The organism is Noviherbaspirillum massiliense JC206, from assembly GCF_000312045.1.
In the GTDB taxonomy this organism is placed as follows: domain Bacteria; phylum Pseudomonadota; class Gammaproteobacteria; order Burkholderiales; family Burkholderiaceae_D; genus Noviherbaspirillum; species Noviherbaspirillum massiliense.
On sequence record NZ_HE978635.1, the window covers coordinates 694,162 to 714,001 of the forward strand.

General features: G+C 61.2%; 12 protein-coding genes. 8 read left to right on the plus strand and 4 right to left on the minus strand.

Features of this window, described 5'->3' with window-relative positions:
- Window positions 1-161: 161 nt before the first annotated feature.
- Both HGHM_RS22460 and HGHM_RS18775 read left to right on the plus strand, forming a co-directional pair.
- Window positions 162-3,191, plus strand: a complete 3,030-nt coding sequence (locus HGHM_RS22460; protein WP_019143112.1) for a PAS domain-containing protein — start codon at window positions 162-164, stop codon at window positions 3,189-3,191.
- A gap of 400 nt (window positions 3,192-3,591) precedes the next feature.
- Window positions 3,592-5,394 (plus strand): SLC13 family permease, encoded by a 1,803-nt coding sequence (locus HGHM_RS18775; protein WP_019143113.1) that lies wholly within the window; start codon window positions 3,592-3,594, stop codon window positions 5,392-5,394.
- Window positions 5,395-5,424: 30 nt separating this feature from the next.
- Here the strand turns inward: HGHM_RS18775 and HGHM_RS18780 are convergent, their stop codons facing one another.
- Window positions 5,425-7,044, minus strand: a complete 1,620-nt coding sequence (locus HGHM_RS18780; RefSeq protein ID WP_148415791.1) for an FAD-dependent monooxygenase — start codon at window positions 7,042-7,044, stop codon at window positions 5,425-5,427.
- 445 nt (window positions 7,045-7,489) lie between these two features.
- Here HGHM_RS18780 and HGHM_RS18785 point away from each other — a divergent pair, with 445 nt between their 5' ends.
- The 4 genes from HGHM_RS18785 (at window position 7,490) to HGHM_RS22465 (ending at window position 12,029) form a co-directional block, all read left to right on the plus strand.
- On the plus strand, window positions 7,490-7,996 hold the full coding sequence (locus HGHM_RS18785; protein WP_026076200.1) for an SET domain-containing protein: 507 nt from the start codon (window positions 7,490-7,492) through the stop codon (window positions 7,994-7,996).
- A 114-nt stretch (window positions 7,997-8,110) separates the two neighbouring features.
- Window positions 8,111-8,503 (plus strand): DUF2946 domain-containing protein, encoded by a 393-nt coding sequence (locus HGHM_RS21915; RefSeq protein WP_034349387.1) that lies wholly within the window; start codon window positions 8,111-8,113, stop codon window positions 8,501-8,503.
- A 163-nt stretch (window positions 8,504-8,666) separates the two neighbouring features.
- Entirely contained in the window at window positions 8,667-9,629 is a 963-nt protein-coding gene (locus HGHM_RS18795; protein ID WP_019143117.1) for a transporter, read from the plus strand.
- Window positions 9,630-9,818: 189 nt separating this feature from the next.
- On the plus strand, window positions 9,819-12,029 hold the full coding sequence (locus HGHM_RS22465) for a hybrid sensor histidine kinase/response regulator (protein WP_019143118.1): 2,211 nt from the start codon (window positions 9,819-9,821) through the stop codon (window positions 12,027-12,029).
- A 120-nt stretch (window positions 12,030-12,149) separates the two neighbouring features.
- On the opposite strand, the gene leuA is transcribed toward HGHM_RS22465, so the two are convergent.
- From leuA to HGHM_RS18815, 3 genes are all read right to left on the minus strand, one after another.
- Window positions 12,150-13,853, minus strand: a complete 1,704-nt coding sequence (gene leuA / locus HGHM_RS18805) for a 2-isopropylmalate synthase (RefSeq protein WP_019143119.1) — start codon at window positions 13,851-13,853, stop codon at window positions 12,150-12,152.
- A 490-nt stretch (window positions 13,854-14,343) separates the two neighbouring features.
- Window positions 14,344-15,111 (minus strand): ferritin-like domain-containing protein, encoded by a 768-nt coding sequence (locus tag HGHM_RS18810; protein WP_019143120.1) that lies wholly within the window; start codon window positions 15,109-15,111, stop codon window positions 14,344-14,346.
- A gap of 57 nt (window positions 15,112-15,168) precedes the next feature.
- Window positions 15,169-16,341, minus strand: coding sequence for a hypothetical protein (locus HGHM_RS18815; RefSeq protein WP_019143121.1), 1,173 nt, complete (start codon window positions 16,339-16,341; stop codon window positions 15,169-15,171).
- Window positions 16,342-16,964: 623 nt separating this feature from the next.
- On the opposite strand from HGHM_RS18815, the gene HGHM_RS21925 reads away from it, so the two are divergent.
- Complete coding sequence (locus tag HGHM_RS21925; RefSeq protein ID WP_051155365.1) at window positions 16,965-18,188, plus strand: MFS transporter; 1,224 nt, start codon at window positions 16,965-16,967, stop codon at window positions 18,186-18,188.
- 400 nt (window positions 18,189-18,588) lie between these two features.
- Window positions 18,589-19,800 (plus strand): ABC transporter substrate-binding protein, encoded by a 1,212-nt coding sequence (locus HGHM_RS18825; protein WP_019143123.1) that lies wholly within the window; start codon window positions 18,589-18,591, stop codon window positions 19,798-19,800.
- Window positions 19,801-19,840: the final 40 nt, after the last annotated feature.

The following is a 19,840-nucleotide window of genomic DNA, read 5'->3' on the forward strand; positions in this document are numbered from 1 at the left end:
CAAGCCGAGGCCACCGGGCATGCTGCTACCGCCGCCCGCCGGCACATCGCATTGATCGGCCACCGGCTCGCAGGTGGCGTCCGGCAGCCGCGCATGTCGTTGTTCCGCGTCCGGCACCCTGCTAGAATCGATTCGTTGCTTTTATGGCAAGGGAACCTATCGTGGCGCACGCGAATACAAGCAGAGTGACCGGCTCCGCGTCCGGATTTCTTTCCGGCGGCGGGGAAATGGGCGCACTCTTGCGTGCGCACGACTGGACAAGCACGCCGCTCGGGCATCCGGATACCTGGCCGGCCACCCTGAAAACCGCCATCCGCCTGATCTTGACCAGCAGCCACCCCATGTTCATCTGGTGGGGCCCCGATCTGATCCAGTTCTATAACGATGCCTACCGCCGGACGCTCGGGCCGGAGCGGCATCCGGCTGCCCTGGGCCAGCGCGGGCAGGAATGCTGGCTGGAAATCTGGGACATCATCGGCCCGGACATCGAGCTGGTCATGTCCGGCCAGGGCGCGACATGGCGCGAAGACGCGCTCGTTCCCGTAACACGCCACGGCAAGCGGGAAAACGTCTGGTGGAACTATGGATTCAGCCCGCTCGAAGATGAGTCGGGGGTGCGGGGCATCCTCGTCATCTGCAGCGATGTCACGGAACAGCACCTGAACCGCGAAAGACTGGTGCAACTGAACCGGGAACTGGACGGCGAAGTGCAGGTGCGCCAGCAGGCGCAAGCGGATTTGACGATTGAACGCGATCGCATCGATGCCGCCCTCGGAAAGTCGCGCGACGATCTCGCGCGCCAAGTGCGCGACTGGCAGCGGCTGCATGACATGAGCAGCATGCTCCTGAAGGCGCGTACCCTGGAAGACCAGTTTGACATCGTCCTCAAGGCGGTTACCGACTTCCACCACTGCAGCCAGGGCGCCATTTCCCTGCATGACCCGAAATCAAACTGCCTGGTCAGCCAGGCGAGCCTCGGCCTGACCGAATCCGGCATGGCCTGCCTTGCCAGCGTGCCGGTCGGCGCCGGCGCATGTGGTCTGGCCTTCCAGACCATGGGCCGGGTTATCGTGGAAGACACGGAGACCGATCCTGTGTACGAACCCTACCGGGATTTCGCCAGGGAACAAGGCATAAGAGCGCTGTACAGTACACCGTTCTTTTCCCTTGCCGGCGAACCCCTGGGCGTGCTGAGCGTGTACTACGACACGCCGCGAAGACCGGATGAACGGGAGCTGCGGCTGACCGATATCTGCGCCGGCCAGATTGCCTTGTTCATCGAGCGCGCCCGGGCGGAACAGCAATTGCACCGGGAACAGGAACGCAGCCACCGCATCCTCGAGACGATGAAAGATGGATTCATCTTGCTGGATGCCGATTTTCGCGTGGTGCAAATCAATGCGGCCGGCCTCAGGATCGAAGGCCGGCCGGCGTCGGAAATGCTCGGCCGCAGCCACTGGGAGCTCTGGCCCGGCACGGAAGACGGGCCGACAGGCAAGACCTACAAGCAGGTGATGCGGGAGCGGCAGCCGGCCAGCGTGGAATCCTGCTATGTCCTGCGGGGGCGTGAAACCTGGTTTGACGTCATCGCCTATCCGCATGAGGACGGGATCGCGCTTCTGTACCGCGACATCACCGATTACAAGCAGACCTCGAGGGAATTGGCCCGGGTGATGGCCGAATCCGAGCGCCGCAGGCGCTTGTACGAGACGATCCTGGACAACACCCCTGATCTGGCCTATGTGTTCGATCTCGATCATCGATTCACCTACGCCAATGCCGTGCTGCTCCGGATCTGGGGCAGGACCTGGGATGAAGCCATTGGCAGGAGTTTCCTCGAGCTCGGTTATGAACCCTGGCACGCCGAGATGCACGACCGCGAAATCGAGCAGGCCAAGTCCACCAGGCAGCCCATCCGGGGAGAGGTGCCTTTCAACGGAACGCTTGGAAGGCGCATCTACGAATATATCTTCGTCCCGGTTCTCGGCCCCGACGGTGAAGTCGAAGCGATTGCCGGAACCACCCGCGACGTGACCGAGCGCAGGAAAGCCGAGGAAGCATTGCGGCAGGAAAGCCTGCGCAAGGACGATTTTCTCGCCATGCTGGCGCATGAACTCAGGAATCCGCTGGCGCCGATCAGCGCCGCGGCAGAACTGATGGAGCTGGCGCCATTCGATCAGGCACAATTGACCAGTGCCGGCCAGATCATCGCGCGGCAGGTAAGGCACCTGACCGGCCTGGTCGATGATCTGCTGGACGTGTCACGGGTCACGCGTGGCCTCACGACCATTCAGCCCAGGCCGCTGGACATCAAGAGCCTCGTGCCGCTCGCGGTGGAACAGGTGCGCTCATTGATCGAGTCCAGGCACCATCGCCTGATTCTCGAGCTGGCCGCCGGCCCTGCCCATGTGTCGGGCGACAGGAAAAGACTGGTGCAGATCCTGGTCAATCTGCTGAACAACGCTGCCAAGTACACACCGGATGGCGGCAATATCCGCGTCAGGATGGAGGTCGATGAGCGCCAGGTCAGTTTGAGCGTGCAGGATGACGGGATAGGGATTGCGCCGGAGCTGCAGCTTCATGTATTCGACTTGTTCACCCAGCTCGACAGGACGTCCGATCGTTCGCAAGGCGGATTGGGCATAGGACTCGCCCTGGTCAAAGCCTTGACCGAACTGCATGGCGGCACCATTGCTTGCAGCAGTGATGGGCCAGGCAAAGGCAGCCAATTCACCGTCAGCCTGCCCAAGCTGACGGAGCGGAGCGATCCGTCCGTCGACCGACCTCCCCGGCTACCCATTGCGGACGACAAGCTCCGGATTCTGGTCGTGGACGACAACGTCGATGCCGCGCACATGCTGGCGATGTACCTGCAGGCCTTAGGGCACGAAGTCTTCACCGAGCATGGATCGAAGCGGGCATTCGAGCGCGCCAAGGCAGAACGGCCGGATGTATGCGTGCTCGATATCGGCCTGCCCGAGATCGATGGCAACCAATTGGCGCGCATGCTGAGAGCGCAGGGCGAGACGGAAAAATCCCTGCTGATTGCCCTGACCGGCTACGATCAGGAACAGGACAGGCTCACTTCCCTGGCCGCAGGATTTGACCACCATCTTGTCAAGCCCGTGGACATTCCCCGCCTGAACGCCTTGCTGGCGCAAGGGCGCACGCCGAGAGAGCGCCGGGCCTGACCTTGCCATCTTCGTGCGCCGCCGCGCTTGCGGTGGAAATGCACGAAGGATGAACAGGCCCCATGCATTTCCTCCCAGTTATCCTCATGGGCTGCTTCAGTGCAAGGATGAAACGTTCCATAGAGAATAAATTTCCTCCATAGAAATCCTGCCGTCTCCCGCATTCCCTTCCGCCGCCCCCAGCGTCGCTGAGTAATTTTTCCACGACGGACCAAAAGCTGAGACATGCCGGTGGCGTCTGTTCGTGCCGCACCTTGTAACTTTTTCCTTGCGTACACGCTGCATTGACAAGTGCATCCCGTATTTACCGCGCCGCAGTGCTGGAACATTACTTGCTGATCTGTCCGGAACATCTCTCCGGCAACCTTGCCTCCCCGCAGGCAAGCCTCTAAAACACTACATGCAATCGATTACAACACCCCAGATCATTTATCTCATCATCGCCGCTGCCACGCTGGCTCTGCTGATCACCGACCGGCTACGGGTCGATCTCGTTGGCCTCCTCGTCATCCTTGCGCTCGCCTTGACCGGCATTCTTACTCCCCAGCAGGCATTTTCCGGGCTGGGCAGCGAACCCGCGCTGGTGATTGCTGCCATCTTCGTGCTCAGCCGCGGCTTGCAGCTGACCGGTGTCGCGGATACGGTCACGGGCTGGATCGTGCGGCTCGCGGGAAAGAGCGAAAGGCGCATGGTCTCGGTGATGATGCTCGGCGTGTCGGCGTTTTCCACCTTCACTGAACATGTCACGCCGACAGCGATCATGATGCCGGTGCTGCTCAGGCTGTCACGCGAACGCAATATCCCGGCGTCCAAACTGCTGATGCCGCTCTCCTTTGCCGCGTCGCTGGGCAGCACGATTGCCCTGATCGGCGCGCCCGCCTTTCTCTTCGCCAGCACCCTGCTGCAGCGCGCCGGCCGGCCGGCGCTCGGCCTGTTTTCCATTGCTCCGATCGGGCTGGTCCTGGTGGTCATCGGCGTGCTCTATGTGCTGCTGATCGGCCGCTTCCTGCTGCCGTCCAACAAGGGGCGCGACACCACCAATGACATCTTTACCCAGGGGCGCTATCTCGCGGAAGTCAGCATCCCGCCCGAATCCACTCTCATCGGCGCCGGCCACGGTCGCTTCCACGAACTGGGCCTGCGTTCGCTCGAGATCCTCAAGTGGATGCGTGATGGCAAGGCCTTGCGCGGGCCGCTGGACGATTTCAAGCTGAACGCGAATGACATGCTGCTGGTGCGTCTGACTCCCGATGACCTCGCGACCCTGCGGCAGGAGCCGGAAGGCGTGCGGCTCAAGCCGATCGAACAGTTCGACCTGCCCGGCGCGGAAGCGCAGACGCCCGGGGAAGAACTGAGCGCCCGGCTGGCGCAGGCAGTGGTCATGCCCGGATCGAGCCTGATCGGGCATACCATCCACGAAGCCAACCTGCAGCACCGCTACGGGATCGTGGTGGTGGCCTTGTCGCGGCAAGGCGCGCCCACCTCCGAAGCAATCGACCGGGTACGCCTGCGCGCCGGCGACGTGCTGGTGCTTGAAGGCGACGAGGATGAAGTACGGCACCTGACCGAGGAACAGCCTACCCTCCTGATGGCCCCGTTTCCCGGCAAGCCCCGTCCGCGTACCGCCAAGCGTGCGGCCGCCATCATGCTGGGCGTCATCGCTGCCGCCTCATTCAACATCGCCCCGCTGGAAGTGGTAGCCGTCGCGGGAGCAGTGGCGATGGTCTTGGTCGGCTGCCTTACGGTCAACCAGGCCTATGACGCCATCGACAAGCGGATCTTCCTTTTCATCGCCGGTGCCATTCCGCTGGGGACCGCAATGCAGAAGACCGGCCTGGCGGCAGAAGCCGGCCGCCTGCTGCAGACATGGTTGGGCCACTGGCCGGAATTCTGGATCCTGGTCGCAATCTTCGCCGTCGCCGGCTTGCTGACCCAGGTGCTGTCGGACACGGCCACGCTCTCCATTCTCGGCCCGGTTGCCATCGCATTTGCCCATGCCCTGGGGCGCGCGCCCGAACCCTTTGTGCTGGCCGTGGCCTTCGCTTCCGTGACTTCCTTCCTGACGCCGATCGCGCACTGGGGCAACCTGTTGGTCTTTACTCCCGGCCAGTACCGTTTCACCGACTTCGTGAAAGTCGGCACGCCGCTGACCGTCCTGATTGCGCTGGTCGTGGCATGGATGGGGCCGATCGTGTTTGGATGAGCGTCCCCGGCTTTACCCGCATGAGATCGTTCACGGCCGTCCGTGCGTGGCGGCTTCCTCGCGCGGTTCGGCTTCGGCAAGCGCCATCCGCAACTTCACCCGCTCGCGCAGGTAATCCTTCAATGCCGGCATATCAAGCTGCGTGCCTGCAAGGCCGACATGCCCGTCGGGACGCAGCAGGTAGAACGAGGGCCTGGGAATCTGCGCGTGCGCCAGCGCCTGCTTGTTTTCCGGCGTGTCCGGAATCGTGCAGATGGCAATGAGTTTCATCTCCTGATCGGACAGCGCGCCGGCCGGCAGCGACTGGCCGAACAGCATCAGGCTGAAGCACGTGTCATCCAGTTTCTGGAACAGGTCCTCGACCGGCCCATTCGGCGCGAATTGCAGCCGCATCCACGGAAAGCGATCGCCCGCGCAGGGGGCGTCACCCGGGAGTTGCGCCGCCATTCGGGACAAAGGGCTGCGCGGGTAACGGATTCCGATCTGCGAAATCGTGCGGAAGGCCAGCTTGCGCGCACGTTCACGATGCATCGCAATGGCGACCGCCCTGGGAAAGATCCGCATGCGGAACACTTCGGCATACCATCGCTCGGACACAAAGAATGTGAAGGCACGATCGGTGGTGCGAAGCAGGCGCGAGGCAACCGGAGCGCGTTCCAGGTCATACGAGTCGAGCAAACCATCTTCCGCCTGGCCCGACACCACGAGCGCAAGCTTCCATGCCAGGTTGTAGGCATCCTGCAATCCGGTATTCATGCCTTGCGCGCCGACCGGACTGTGGACGTGGGCGGCATCGCCGAGCAGGAAGCAGCGGCGGTCGCGGAACCGGGCGGCACGCCGGTGATGCACGTGGTAGGTAGAGAACCAGCTGCATTCCTGGAACCGCAGCGCAGTGCCTGCCTCGTTGCGGATATAGGGTTCGACCGCGTCGAAGTCGATGTTGCTACGGGTGAGCAATTCCGGCGGAACGATCCCCACCACCCGCCAGTGGTTCTCTCCACGCATCGGGAAAAACAGGTGAAAGCCGCGCGGCCACAGATAAATGTTCAATTCGTCCGGCGTCATGGAACCGGTTACGATGGTATCGGCAACATAGAACAAGTCTTCATAGGGCGCGCCCACGAAGTCGATATTGCACAAGCTGCGCACCGCACTGTGGGCGCCATCGCAGCCGGCGACCCATTTGGCCTCGATTTCCAGCGTCCGGCCGTCGGCTTGCTCCAGCGTGGCCGTAACGCCTTCCTTTGCCTGCTCAAGTCCGACGAGCTTTGTGTTCCACTGTATGTCGGTGCCGCGGTCGCGCAGGATCGTCCCGAGCAGCCGTTCATTGTCATCCTGGCCCAGGATCAGAAGAAACGGATAGGGGCTCAAATCCTGCCCGATGTCACCCAGCGGCACGCGCGCCGCGCGCCGTCCCTGGACCCACATGTTGGCGCCGGTCGCGCGCTTGCCGAGTTCGACTGCCTCCTCGGCGATGCCGAGTTGCGAATAAATTTCGAGCGTGCGCGCCTGCACGCCGAGCGCCTTCGTCTGCACGGAAGGGCCGGGATTGCGGTCCACGATTACTGCCCGGATATCGTGCTTGAGAAGTTGGTTGGCGAGCATCAAGCCAGTCGGGCCCGCACCGACAATGAGGATATCGGTTTCCATGGAGGTGGTCTCCATTCTTCAATGCGTTCATGGGATCTGTCGGCCGGAAATATCCTGCCGGGGAATGGCGAGGTTGGCGCAGACCGGTTTGTTCACCGGGAACCGGTGAGCATCGTCTTCTTATTTTGGATGCCGGATGGCTAAAGCCATGCTGGTCGATCACGGCGACCTTGAGATAGGTCATAGGGCTGCCAGATAGGAGGCTCGTCCAGTGCAAGCGACCTGCGGTGCACAAGCGCAATATGGCCAGCTTGCAAGCAGCGATCAGCCAGCGACGAAGCCGCAGCGCTGGTCGAGATTGCCGGGGATAGTTCATGCGCGGAAATCGGCAGGTCATTTAACGTGCGTCATCGCCGCCCCTCTCCGGGATGGTCATCATTGTCCCGGCCATCATTTCTTGCCCATACCAACCATGCGCACAAGGACCAACGCCGCCGATTTCAGCATGCCCACCCCTTCGCGGCCGGGCCGCACACGCAAGCCAGGAGCCTGGGCCGTCAGGGAGTCGCTTATCCATGGCAAGGGAGTGTTTGCGACCAGGCCGATTGCACCGGGGGAGCGCATCATCGAATACAAGGGCGAGCGCATTTCCTGGCCGGAAGCACTGCGCCGGGCGGAGCGTAACGGCGGACCGTTGAATCACACCTTTTTCTTCACCCTGTCCGATGGACGAGTCATCGACGGTGGCAGCCAGGGCAATGCGGCGCGCTTCATCAATCATTCATGCGAACCGAATTGCGAGGCGATGGAGCATGAGGATGGCAGGGTCTACATCTATTCCCTGCGCCACATCGATGCGGGCGAAGAGCTGAGCTACCACTACGCGCTGATCTATGAAGGGCGCCATACCGCCGCGGTCAAACGCGCATTCGCCTGCCATTGCGGCGCACCGAGCTGCCCCGGCGTCATGCTGGCGCCCAAGCGCCGCGCAGCCCGCAAGGCTTCCGCGTAACACACAGTCCGCGTTCGCTTCCATGCTATCGCGGCCGGCGACAGGCAAACCGGCACATGGTAAGCGCAAGTGCAAATCTGCCACGGTGGCCGATGATAAAATTCTGACATGGGAATGAGCCACCGAACCAGACGTCTTGCCGCAATGATCGCTTCTTTTGCGATCCTGCTGGCCTTGCTCGCCCCATCGGTTTCCCAAGCGCTTGCAGCCGGCAAGGGCAGTGGTTTTTGGCAGGAAATCTGTTCAGTCAATGCTGCCAAGCTCTACCTTGCGGACAACGACAGCACCTCCGGAGCGCCTTCACCCGCCAGCAAAAACGGACTCGCCCCGCAATGCGATTTCTGCCTGACCCATGCAGGCTCGTTCGGCCTGGCGCCGGCTGCCTTCACTATTCCGCTTGCCATTCAACCCAGCGTTCCTTCATTTCCCCCGCTCTTCTACCAGGCGCCGCGACGATTGTTCATCTGGTCCAGGCCGCCATCCCACGCCCCGCCCGTTCATCTCTAGCCATTAGTACGCCCGATCGCCGCGCAATCATGCGAGGCAGATCCACCGGCCGTCCCTGCTCCGCCTTGCGCCAGCAATTCCGGAGAACATGGACCGGCCATCCGTATATGGCATGCGTCTCCTGCTAAGAGCTGCCAGAAATCCGACACATTCGAGTTTAGAAATGAAAACCTTCAAGCCCTTCCTCATCGCCGCATGCTGCGGCAGCATCCTTCCTTCGCTGGCAATGGCCAGCTGCGGCTCCGCGTTTTGCACCGTCAACAGCAGCTGGACCTCAGAAAGCGCAGCGGTGGAAGCGGGTTCCGTACTGGACCTGCGCTACGAATACATCCACCAGGATCAGCCGCGGACAGGCAGCGACAATCTCGCGGTGGGAGAAATCCGGCGCCACCATGACGAAGTCAGCACGATCAACCGGAATTTGCTCGCCACCTATTCCCATACTTTCAACTCCGCGTGGGGGCTGTCGGTGGTGGTGCCGGTCGTGGACCGGGACCATCTGCATATCCATAACCATCAAGGCGGGCAGATTCCCGAGCGCTGGGATTTCACGGAACTGGGGGACGTGCGCGTCGTGGGCCGCTATCAGTTGCCCTACATCGGCGATCCGCTCAAGGCAAGCACAACCGGAATCACCTTTGGCGTGAAACTGCCCACCGGCAGAACCAGGCTTGCCAACGAGGACGGCGACGTGGCCGAACGCAGCCTGCAGCCGGGGACCGGCACGACCGATGCAATCATCGGCGCCTACTACCATCAGAAGCTGCCGGAATGGAGCTCTTCCTGGTTTGCCCAGACCCAGTACCAGCATGCGTTGAACAGCCACAATGACTACAAGCCGGGCGACCAGTTCGGCCTGGATGTCGGCTACCGTTACGGGTTGACCGACAATCTCGGTGCGCTGATTCAGGCCAACTTCCTTGTGAAGCGGCGTGACAGCGGCGCCGAAGCGGAACCCGAGGACAGCGGCGGCCGCTTCGTTTTTATCAGTCCGGGCCTCAGCTACACCATTTCAGACAATGTGCAGGTCTATAGCTTCTTCCAGAAATCCGTGTACCAGCATGTCAACGGCGTACAGCTGACCGCCGACAAGGCATTTGTCGTGGGCATTACCGGACGTTTCTGACGGGTTGAAGATAGGGAAGCGGTGTACCGCATCGCTTCCTCCTCGCACCTGCAGCAGACAGGAATGCACGGCCAGCGGCCCATCTTGCTGCCCTGATTCTGCAAAAAAAAGCAACAGCGGGTGAAGCGTCTGGAATTGAATTTGCATTATGGATAAGATGCAATTCTTTGCCACGACTGGTCTTCCGCCATGCGCATCCGCTCCCGTCTGCTCATCCTGGTCTTCGCGATCCTGATTCCGTCGGTGCTCGGCGCTGCGCTCGCCATCTATTACGTCTATGCGGAACAGCAAAAGTCTTACCGGGAAAGCATTCAGGAACTGACCAATGCCATGTCGCTTACCCTGGACAAGGAAATGTCCGGCCGCATCAGCATCTTGCAAACCCTGGCCAACGCCCCCTCCCTTACCGCTAACGATGTCCCGACTTTCTATCGTTATGCGCTCGAAGTTGCCTCGCATGCAGACGCGGTAGTCATCTTGTCGGACCAGGCAGGTCACCAGGTTTTCAACACCCGCGTGGCTTTGGGGACCGAGAATCTTCCAAGCATCAACACTTCCCTGCTCACGCTCCGCCAGCAGCACGGGCCTCATGTTCCGCTGGTGTCCGACGTGTATTATGCTCCGCTCGGCAAGAACCATAGCTTCGCCATACAGGTGCCGGTTGTCCGCGAGGGCCGCATCCTGTATTACCTGCAAATGAGTTCCTTCGTCAGGAATCTGCAGCGCCTGTTTGAACAACAGAAAATGCCTTCGGGGTGGATTGCAACCATCCTGGATCGCCAGGGGATGGTCGCCGCACGCTCGCAGGAGGCCGACAAGTTCGTCGGTGCTATCGCCGATGCCTCCCTCCGGACGAAGATCGCCGCAAGTCCGACGGGTACGAATGAAGGAACCACACTGAACGGCATTCCGGTGACGGCGTTTTACAGCCGGACACCCACATTCAACTGGTCCGTCGTGGTGAGCGTCCCGAGCGAAACCCTGCTGCGACCAGCCAGGAACGCCGCAGCCCTTGTCGCGGCAATCGCCCTGGCGCTGCTGGGCCTGGGCATGGCTGCGGCACTGGTCACCGCGCGCAAGACTGCCAAGTCGATGGAAGAGTTGCGCATGGCCGCTGCAGCACTGGGACAGGGAAATACGATTGCAGGACTGGCTTCCGGCGTTACCGAGATCGATGCGGTAAGCAAGGAAATGGCCCACGCAAGCGAACATATCCGCAACGCGAAAATCGAGCTGGAGCATCGGGTTGCCGATGCGGTTGCCACGGCCGAACGCTCGCAAAAAGCCTTGGTTCAATCCCAGAAGCTGGAAGCCCTGGGCCGTCTCACGGGCGGCATCGCGCATGACTTCAACAATGTGATGCAAACCCTCACCACCGGCTTGCAGCTGCTCTTGTTTACCGTGACCGAGCCCCGGCTCAAGGCAACGATAGAGGTATGCGAGCGTGCGGTAGAGAGGGCGGTGGAACTGACGCGACAGCTGATGGTGTTTGGACGGGTGCAGGACGCGCACCTCGCGGTGGTCGATCTGGTCCGCCAGGTCGAAGAGATCAAGCCTCTGCTGGTGGGAGGCCTGCGCAACAATATCGAGCTTCGATTTGACGTCGGACCCGATCTCTGGCCGGTGTCCATTGACCCCAGCCAGTTCGACCTGGCCATGCTAAACGTGGTCATCAATGCGCGTGATGCGATGCCCGACGGCGGAAGCATCGTCATCAGGATGCACAACTTCCCTCTGGCAGAATCGATGGGTGAGCTGGTCGCAGGCGACTACGTGCAGATTTCCGTCATCGATACCGGGCAAGGAATGCGGCAGGAAGTCCTGAGCAAGGCGCTTGATCCGTTCTTCACCACAAAACCGCTCGGGAAAGGCTCGGGCATGGGGCTGCCGCAAGCCTACGGATTCGCGAAGCAGTCGGCGGGCAACTTGACGCTCCACAGCAAGCCGGGCGAAGGGACGACTGTCATCTTTTACCTGCCAAGAGCGCACGGAGCGGTTGAGCCGAGCCCCGGGCCCCACAAAACGGCCATGCCGCGAAGCCTGGAAACGGGAAGCAGACTCCTGTTTGTCGAAGACGATCCTCTCGTTGCTACTGTCGTGATTCCTGCCCTGAAGGAGGCAGGCTTCGAAGTGCAGGAAGCAAAAAATGGTGAAGATGCCCTGGCGAAGATAAAACGGGACGGGCCGTTCGACGTGGTGTTCTCCGACGTTGTCATGCCCGGCCCGGTCAGCGGGATCGACCTGGCTGAGTACATTACCAGGCACGACAGCCGTACCAGAGTGGTCCTGGCCACCGGGTACTCGGACCAGCGCATAAATCTGCGCGGGGTGGAAATACTCGCCAAGCCGTATGACGTGCAGGAAGCCGTTGAGATCCTGAGCCGGACGCAATCTGACTGACTGCTCCTGCAACCCGGCTCCCTTCGCCGGCCGTCATGCGGCTGGCTTGCTTGCCTTAACTCGCGTGTGGCGGCGCTTGGCTCCATTCCTCCCGAACGCAGTGACGTTCCCGGCGCAGGCTTACCCTGCCTGGCTCGCTGCGGTCCTTTCCGCATTCAGCATCACCGGACAGCCGCGGGTTGCCAGCCGGTTGATCGCGTTGACCAGGGCGAGTACCGAAGCAGTGACAATATTCGTACTGATCCCGGCGCCGAATGCGGAGCCGGCCACGCCCGGCCAGGCTGCCTCCAGGATTGCGACAGCCTGGCCTTCCGCACCGGCGCTGATCGCCCGTTCTTCGTAGTGGTCGATGCGCACCGGAATGCCCAGCGCATCCACAGCCGCTGCGATCGGCCCATTGCCGTTCCCGCAAAGACGGTGGCGGCTGCCGCGGAAGCTAAGGTCCAGTTCGATGCTCCGGCCATTCTCGTCAAGCCGGTGTCCGTGGCAGATCAATGCGGCGTCGGCATGCTGGGTGTGGAGATAGGTGTCACGGAAGAGCGCCCACAGCTGATGGCCGCTGATCTCGCTTTCACTGGCATCGGCATGCTGCTGCACCAGTGCGCTGAACTCGACCTGCATGCGCCGCGGCATCTGAATCCCGCGTTCCCGCTCGAGCAGAAATGCGATCCCGCCCTTGCCGGACTGGCTGTTGACGCGGATGAGGCTGTCATAGGTGCGGCCAAGGTCTGCCGGGTCGATCGGAAGGTAAGGGACTTCCCATATGCCTTCCGGGTCACGCGCGGCGAGCCCTTTCTTGATGGCGTCCTGGTGCGAACCAGAGAACGCCGTGAAAACCAGGTCGCCGACGTAGGGGTGACGGGGATGAATCGGCAGCCCGGTACACTCCTCGGCAACGCGTGCGATACCGTTGATGTCGGAAAAATCGAGGTGCGGATGGACTCCCTGGGTGTAAAGATTGAGCGCAACGGTAACCAGGTCGAGGTTGCCGCTCCTCTCCCCGTTACCGAACAGGCAGCCTTCAACCCGCTGGGCGCCGGCCATCATCGCAAGCTCCGCTGCGGCTACCCCGGTACCCCTGTCGTTATGGGGGTGCACTGACAGGATGATGTGTTCGCGAGGCGCGAGCCGCCGGTGCATCCACTCGATCTGGTCGGCGAACACGTTCGGCGTCGCGTTTTCCACCGTGGTCGGCAGGTTGATGATGATGCGCCGGCCGGGGGCGGTGCCCCATGCATTGATCGCGGTCTGGCATGCCTGCAGCGATACGTCCAGCTCCGTCATGCAAAAGCATTCAGGTGAATACTGCAAGGTCCACTGCGTCTGCGGACAGGCATCAGTCAACTCCCGGACGTGCCGCACGTTGCGCTCGATGAAGCCCAGCATTTCCGGCACTGACATTCCGAACACGACTTCCCTCCACACCGGTGCCGTGGCGTTATAGAGGTGGACGATCGCCTGCCGCACACCCTTGACAGCTTCCACCGTCCTTTCGATCAGGTCGGGTCGGGACTGGGTCATGACCATCAGCGTGACGTCGTCCGGCACAAGGTCTTCTTCGATCAGTCGGCGCACGAAGTCGAAGTCGATCTGGGACGCGGCAGGAAAGCCGACTTCGATCTCCTTGAAGCCGATGCGCACAAGCTCACGGAACAAGCGCATCTTGCGTTCGCCGTTCATCGGCTCGAAGAGCGCCTGGTTGCCGTCGCGCAGGTCAGTGGAAAGCCAGATTGGCGAAGAGGCAATGACTTTCGAGGGCCATTGCCGGTCGGTGAGCTGGACAGGGGGAAAGGGGCGGTACTTGCGGGCGGGTTCTTGCATCATCTTGGGCTCCACGATTATTGCCGGCGTTCTTGCGCCAGCTGGTTCAACACGGATGTACTCCCCCTGTCGCGTCTGCCACTTGGCAGGTACGATGATTGGCCGGGATCAGGGGGGAGTCAGATGCGTGTGCGCGGTAGCAGCAGATGGGTGGCGAACGCGAGCAGACCCCGGCCAAGCCTCAGGCTTAGCAGTAGGTCTAGAGCCAGCAATTGCAGTTGATTCGCCATGCCGTTTTATAACATGGAACTTTCGGATACGGCAACAAGGGCGGATGAAAAGTCTCGCTTCATTCGCCGCATTTCAATCTCATAGGCGGCGGATGCATTGTCGCCATGAAACATAGGCGACACTGGAAAAGCGATTTCCCGTGTTCGACGTCCAAATACGGACGGAGCGACATTCCGTTCCGCTCCACGCCCCTGCCAGCCGCCGACGCAGCTTTGATTTCATGGCTGCGTATCGAACCGGGGCAGGAAGCGCGGACGGGATGTCAGTGGACCGAGGGCTGGCTTGTGCCTGCCTCCGTCTCTGCTGCCGACCCCAGCGTAGCTTCGTTGAACCAGGTTTCAACCTGCTGCAAATGGCTGCGTTCCGCCTCCAGCGCGGCGCGGAAATCCGCCGCCATCTGATCATGGTTCTGGGCTTCGGCGAGCGTGATCAATCCTTCCCAGCCATGGTTGTCGGTCATTTCCGCCACCAGTATCGCGTGCAGCGATTGCGCCACGCTGGTGCGGGCATCCGTCACCACCTGCAGCAGCCCCATGGATTCCACACCGACCACGTCGGCACAGGGAGTCATGGATGTCGGATCGCCGCCCAGCGTGCGAATGGCATCCGCGACCATGGCCGCATGGCGCACCTCTTCTTCACGGATGTGCAACAACCGTTCTCCGGGAATGGTCATGGTGCCTTCCTGTTCGAGCGCGGCGACCTTGGTGATCAGCGCGTCATACAGGCGCGCGCCGGTACGTTCGAATGCCAGCCGTTCCCCCAGCTTGTCGAGCAGGAGTTGCGGGGCATGACCGGTCATCATCGAGGCGCCGCTTTTCAGCATGCCCTTGACGGTGCCGGGAACGGGCACGGTGCCGAGCGGGTCGGCCTCGTTGATATAGGAGCTGCGCAATGCAGCCATCGCGGACGCGTCGCCCGCAGGGCTCGGGGTGGCGGCGGAGGATGAGGCTTGTGTCATGTCGTCGATGTCGAAAGGTGACATCTGGACGCCGGTGCGGTTCATGCCGATGGAGGGTGTTTCTTTCATGATGGATCCTTTCCTGGAAATTCTTCAGCTCGGTGGAACGAGAGACGCCAATGCGCGTCAGGCTGGCACGCCTGCGCGCCGGCTCAATTCCGTTCCCGGAGCCCAGATGTATCCTGCCGCAACGATTTCGGTCGGCACGCCTTCCGAGTTCATGTAGTTGCGGAGATTGATGGATTCCTGGCTTTCCTGCGACTTGTTGACATACTGGGCCCCCTTCGAACGCAGGTCGACTTCGTTGTTCAGCGTCTGGCGCACGAAGTCGCGCTGGCTTTCGAACTTGATCGGTTCCGGCAGGGCAGCCGGGAACAGTTCCGCAGGATCGCGGCCCTCATATTTCTTGAACAGTTCCGCGACATGGTGGAAATGGCCGAGCTCGTAATCGAGGAAGCGCTCCCAGATTGCCTTCAGGCGCGGATTGCTCTCGTACTGTACGCAGCTGTAGTAGTTATAGGCCTCGACGGCCTCGTGCAGCAGCCATTTTTCGAGCAGCGACTCGCTCGGGTCGATCAGCGAGGCGTACTGGGTGACGTGCTGGTCTTCGATGGAGGCGATTTCCGCATAGAGCTGACGCGCCATCGGATCGGAAAACAGCGGCCCGATGTTCATGTAATAGTCGTGGGTCTGGAATTCGCTCGCCACGAGCGTCAGCGCATTGACCTTGGACATTGGTGCTGCGGTAGCGCGGTCATAGGGATTGCGAACGTCATCGATGGGAGCACGATGCTGGATGATCGTCGGCCGCCCCGGCAGGATGTCGGTATAGCTCTGCGTGATGTTGTTCGGGTCCTTGCCTTCGAGGCGATCGAGCATCGCCGAGTAGCGATACAGGTGGTCGAAATCTTCGAGCAAGCCGTAGCGGTAGGTCTGGGCGAGATAGGCGTCGGGTTCGTTCTGGGCGATGGACGCGGTGACTTCGATGGCGACCTGTTCATACGCAATGGTCGTCTCCAGCGGCGAGTGGTCCGGGCCGATCAGCCAGTTCACCATCGTCTGCTGGTGATGCTCGCTGCGCTTGATGTTGGCCAGCGATACCCGCAAATCGCGATTCATCATGGTGGCCAGCGCCTGGAAACGGATTGCCTCGGTCTCGATCCCGTTCATGAGGATCACGCGGACACGCGTGTATGCATCATCGTTGAGCTTGCTGATCGGCTTGTTGACCAGGTCGCGCCATGTATAGCGCTGTTGCTCGACCGGGACTCCCTTGGAGTCGAATAAGTTGAATGCCATTGCGTCTTCCTTTCACGAGGTGTGTGTACTGGTTCGGGACATATCCTGACGATCCTTCGCTGGCCCGGAACATTCGATGCTGTTCTGCACGCCGCGCTGTTTCAGCCACTTGCCCATTGCTATCGATCTGTCGCAAGGGCGACCAGCGCCTTGGTTTCTTGTGCATTCGCAATGCGAAGAACAGCTCCCGCGTCCGTCACCATGTGGTTCAGATGATGTACAGCGTTGATAAAAGTTCCAACGCCGCCGCATTGCGAGTGTTTGCGGCAACGGGAACTTTCGTGCCTGCAGATGGAAGATGCTGGCGTAGCCGGTCCTTATGCCTTTCCAGACGGGTTGCAGAATACGGAAAGCTTGCATGCAGACAGCAGCTCGGAACAAACTGCGGGAGGGCGAATCTTTCATCTGAATTCCCCTATACTCGTGGGGCTCGATCGACTGAGAGCCCATACAGTCAATTCATATAGTTCTTGAAGTCGCAGGATGCCAACTCTTTCCTATAAAAAAATCAAAACTGATGCCGACCAGCAGTTTTGCTCTGTCTCCAATCATGAATCTCCCGTTACCCTCCTGCCTGCATCCATCCGGGCAGCGAGCGGGCGGGGAGCTCCGTGAGCCGCCTGATGAAGGGGACATTCCGTTCGCTGAGGAGCTACAACTATCGGATCTGGGCCGCCGGGGCACTGATATCCAATGTCGGAACGTGGATGCAGCGCACGGCGCAGGACTGGCTCGTGCTCACCCAGTTGACCAACGAAAATGCGACGGCGGTGGGCATCGTGATGTCCCTGCAGTTCGGACCGGCGCTGCTTCTGCTTCCCCTGACCGGATATGCCACCGACCATTTCGACCGGCGGAAGATCCTGTTCGTCACGCAGACATCCATGGGCGTGCTCGCCTTGGGCCTGGGCCTTCTCACGCTCTCAGGACACGCGCAACTGTGGCATGTTTATCTGTTCGCATTCCTGCTCGGAAGCGTCAGCGCGTTTGACGCCCCCGCGCGCCAGACCTTTGTGTCGGAACTCGTCGGCGAAGCCGACCTGACGAATGCAGTCGGCCTGAATTCGACCTCCTTCAACGCTGCGCGCATGATCGGCCCGGCCGTTGCCGGCCTGCTGATCGCGTCGACCGGCACCGGTTGGGTGTTCCTGATCAATGCGATTTCCTATGTCGCCGTGATTTGTTCGCTGTCGATGCTGCGCGTGGACCAGCTGCACGGGCGCGACCGGCGCGTAGGCATGCAGGGCGGGCTGCTGGCGGGATTCAGCTATGTGCTGGGCAGGCCCGACCTCAAGGCCCTGCTGCTGATGCTGTTCCTGCTCGGGACCTTCGGCCTGAACTTCCCGATTTTCATCTCGACTATGTCCGTCACCATCTTCCATGCCGGCGCCCGCGAATACGGCATCCTGACATCGGCCATGGCCATCGGCTCCGTCACCGGAGCGCTGCTGGCGGCGACACAGGCGAAGCCTCGCATTTCCCGGATCGCCGCCGCCGCAGCCATATTCGGCGTCGGCTGTGGCGTGGCGGCCATGGCGCCAGGCTATGGTTTTTTCGGCGCCGTACTCGTTGTCATCGGCGTCTCCGCTCAGACCTTCACCACCTCCATCAACAGCGTGGTGCAACTCTCCACCGAGGTGGGCATGCGCGGGCGGGTCATGGCCATTCTGCTTGCGATTCTCATGGGCGCCACGCCGCTCGGCGCACCCCTGGTCGGCTGGGTGGCCGACGTCTTCGGCCCGCGCTGGGCACTCGCGGTGGGTGCAGCATCGGGAATCGCCGCGGCAATCGTCGGCCTGCGCTACCTGCGCAGCCTGCGCCAGCCGGAAACCGAGGTGCAGCGCTAGTGACCCATCCCACAGGATTCTTCGTGGCGCCGCCGGTGGCATCCGGCGCCCCTGCATCCTGTACGCAAAGGCGAACGGACTTGCCCGCATGCGCGATCCGGGCTCCTGCCCGTCCAATCCATTACAGCAACCAATCATGACCAAAATCAAAGGGGTTGCCTTCTACAAAGTATCTTTTCCGGAATATTTGTTAGGCTGAGAAAGATGCTTTCCCCTGTCGATCCAGTGGGCAGAGGCGGTTTCCATCGGAGAAGGGCGAAGTAGCAAAAATGGTTCTTGCCGCGCGGGCATTTCACTGGCGCGGCATTACCTGACGACATGGTTTTGCTTCAGCGAGAGCGGCCCGGCCCGAATTGGCCGGCTGCACCAGATTCCAAATTTCATAAAACAGGAGACAGGAATGAAACGGTTCGCTTTGCTCGCCCTATCCCCATTCATCATTGCCGCCAGCGGCGCGGCTTCCGCTGCGGAACCTATCGCCATCGGCGTCAGCATTGCCCAGTCCCCGCCGGGCTCGGTGGTCCAGGGCACGCAGGTCAAGGATGGCATCGAGATCGTCAAGGACATGATCAATGCTCAGGGAGGCGTGCTGGGACGCCAGATCAAGCTGGTCTATGAAGACAATCAGGGCATTCCGGAAAAAGGCCGCGCCGCGACCGAGAAGCTGATCGCCAAGGACAAGGTGGTTGCGGTCACCGGCGGCCACCAGAGCTCGGTTTGCCTGGCCGAGATGGAAGTGGCGCATCGTGCCCATGTCCCCTACATCAATACCAATTGCTGGTCGGACGATATACGGAAGAAGGGTTATCCGGAAGTCTTCAATCCGTCCAACTACAACACCCGGGTGTCCACCGCCATGGCCGAGACCATCGCCGCCATGGGCGTCAAGCGTGTCGTGGCCTTTGCCGAAAACACCGACTACGGCATCGGGCAGGCCAAGCTGATGGCGGAGCTGATCAAGGCCAAGGCGCCCGGCGTCGACTTCAAATATGAAACACTCGACCGCGCCAGCAAGGATTTCACCCCGGCCATACTCGCCTTGCGCGCCAACCCGCCCGACATGGTGGTCAACATCATGCTGCCGCCAGCTGCCTACATCGTGATGAACCAGCTGTACGAACAGGGCGTGGCGCCGAGCGGGAAGACCTGGAGCTATGACGGTGCCGGCATCGCCGACTATCCGGACTTCTGGCAGAACGTGAAGGAAGCCGGCAAGTACATGGTGTCCTTCGGCCTGTACCACCCGAAGATGCCGATGCCGGAACTGGGCAAGCAAGTCGCGGCCGAGTACAAGAAGCGCACCAAGAATGAGCCCAACCGGCTGATCTTCCAGGCCGCCGATTCGCTGCTCCTGGTCGTGGATGCGATCAAGCAGAGCAAAAGCACCGATCCGGCAACGCTCATCAAGACCATGCAGAACATGACCTTCAGCGGCGCCCGCGGGACGTTCCAGTTTTCGAAAGAGCCGGGCTACAAGTTCCAGCAATGGGTCGACATTCCCTATGTGAATTACCAGCTCACAGCGGTGAACCAGCCGATCGCGGATTCCGTCCTGATCCAGGGGCCGGGCGAAAAGCTCGACCTGAAAAAGCTGGTCAAGCCAGGCCAGTAATCTGTCCCGCACTCCACCCATCCTCATCAGAGTTGGGTCT

What these genes read in the sequence shown, in the direction of transcription:
- HGHM_RS21925 (WP_051155365.1), top strand. Translation starts at nt 16,965, where the DNA reads ATGAAGGGGACATTCCGTTCGCTGAGGAGCTACAACTATCGGATCTGG.
- HGHM_RS18815 (WP_019143121.1), bottom strand. Translation starts at nt 16,341, where the DNA reads ATGGCATTCAACTTATTCGACTCCAAGGGAGTCCCGGTCGAGCAACAG.
- HGHM_RS18775 (WP_019143113.1), top strand. Translation starts at nt 3,592, where the DNA reads ATGCAATCGATTACAACACCCCAGATCATTTATCTCATCATCGCCGCT.
- HGHM_RS18785 (WP_026076200.1), top strand. Translation starts at nt 7,490, where the DNA reads ATGCCCACCCCTTCGCGGCCGGGCCGCACACGCAAGCCAGGAGCCTGG.
- HGHM_RS18810 (WP_019143120.1), bottom strand. Translation starts at nt 15,111, where the DNA reads ATGAAAGAAACACCCTCCATCGGCATGAACCGCACCGGCGTCCAGATG.
- HGHM_RS21915 (WP_034349387.1), top strand. Translation starts at nt 8,111, where the DNA reads ATGAGCCACCGAACCAGACGTCTTGCCGCAATGATCGCTTCTTTTGCG.
- HGHM_RS18795 (WP_019143117.1), top strand. Translation starts at nt 8,667, where the DNA reads ATGAAAACCTTCAAGCCCTTCCTCATCGCCGCATGCTGCGGCAGCATC.
- HGHM_RS22465 (WP_019143118.1), top strand. Translation starts at nt 9,819, where the DNA reads ATGCGCATCCGCTCCCGTCTGCTCATCCTGGTCTTCGCGATCCTGATT.
- HGHM_RS18825 (WP_019143123.1), top strand. Translation starts at nt 18,589, where the DNA reads ATGAAACGGTTCGCTTTGCTCGCCCTATCCCCATTCATCATTGCCGCC.
- HGHM_RS18780 (WP_148415791.1), bottom strand. Translation starts at nt 7,044, where the DNA reads ATGGAAACCGATATCCTCATTGTCGGTGCGGGCCCGACTGGCTTGATG.
- leuA (WP_019143119.1), bottom strand. Translation starts at nt 13,853, where the DNA reads ATGATGCAAGAACCCGCCCGCAAGTACCGCCCCTTTCCCCCTGTCCAG.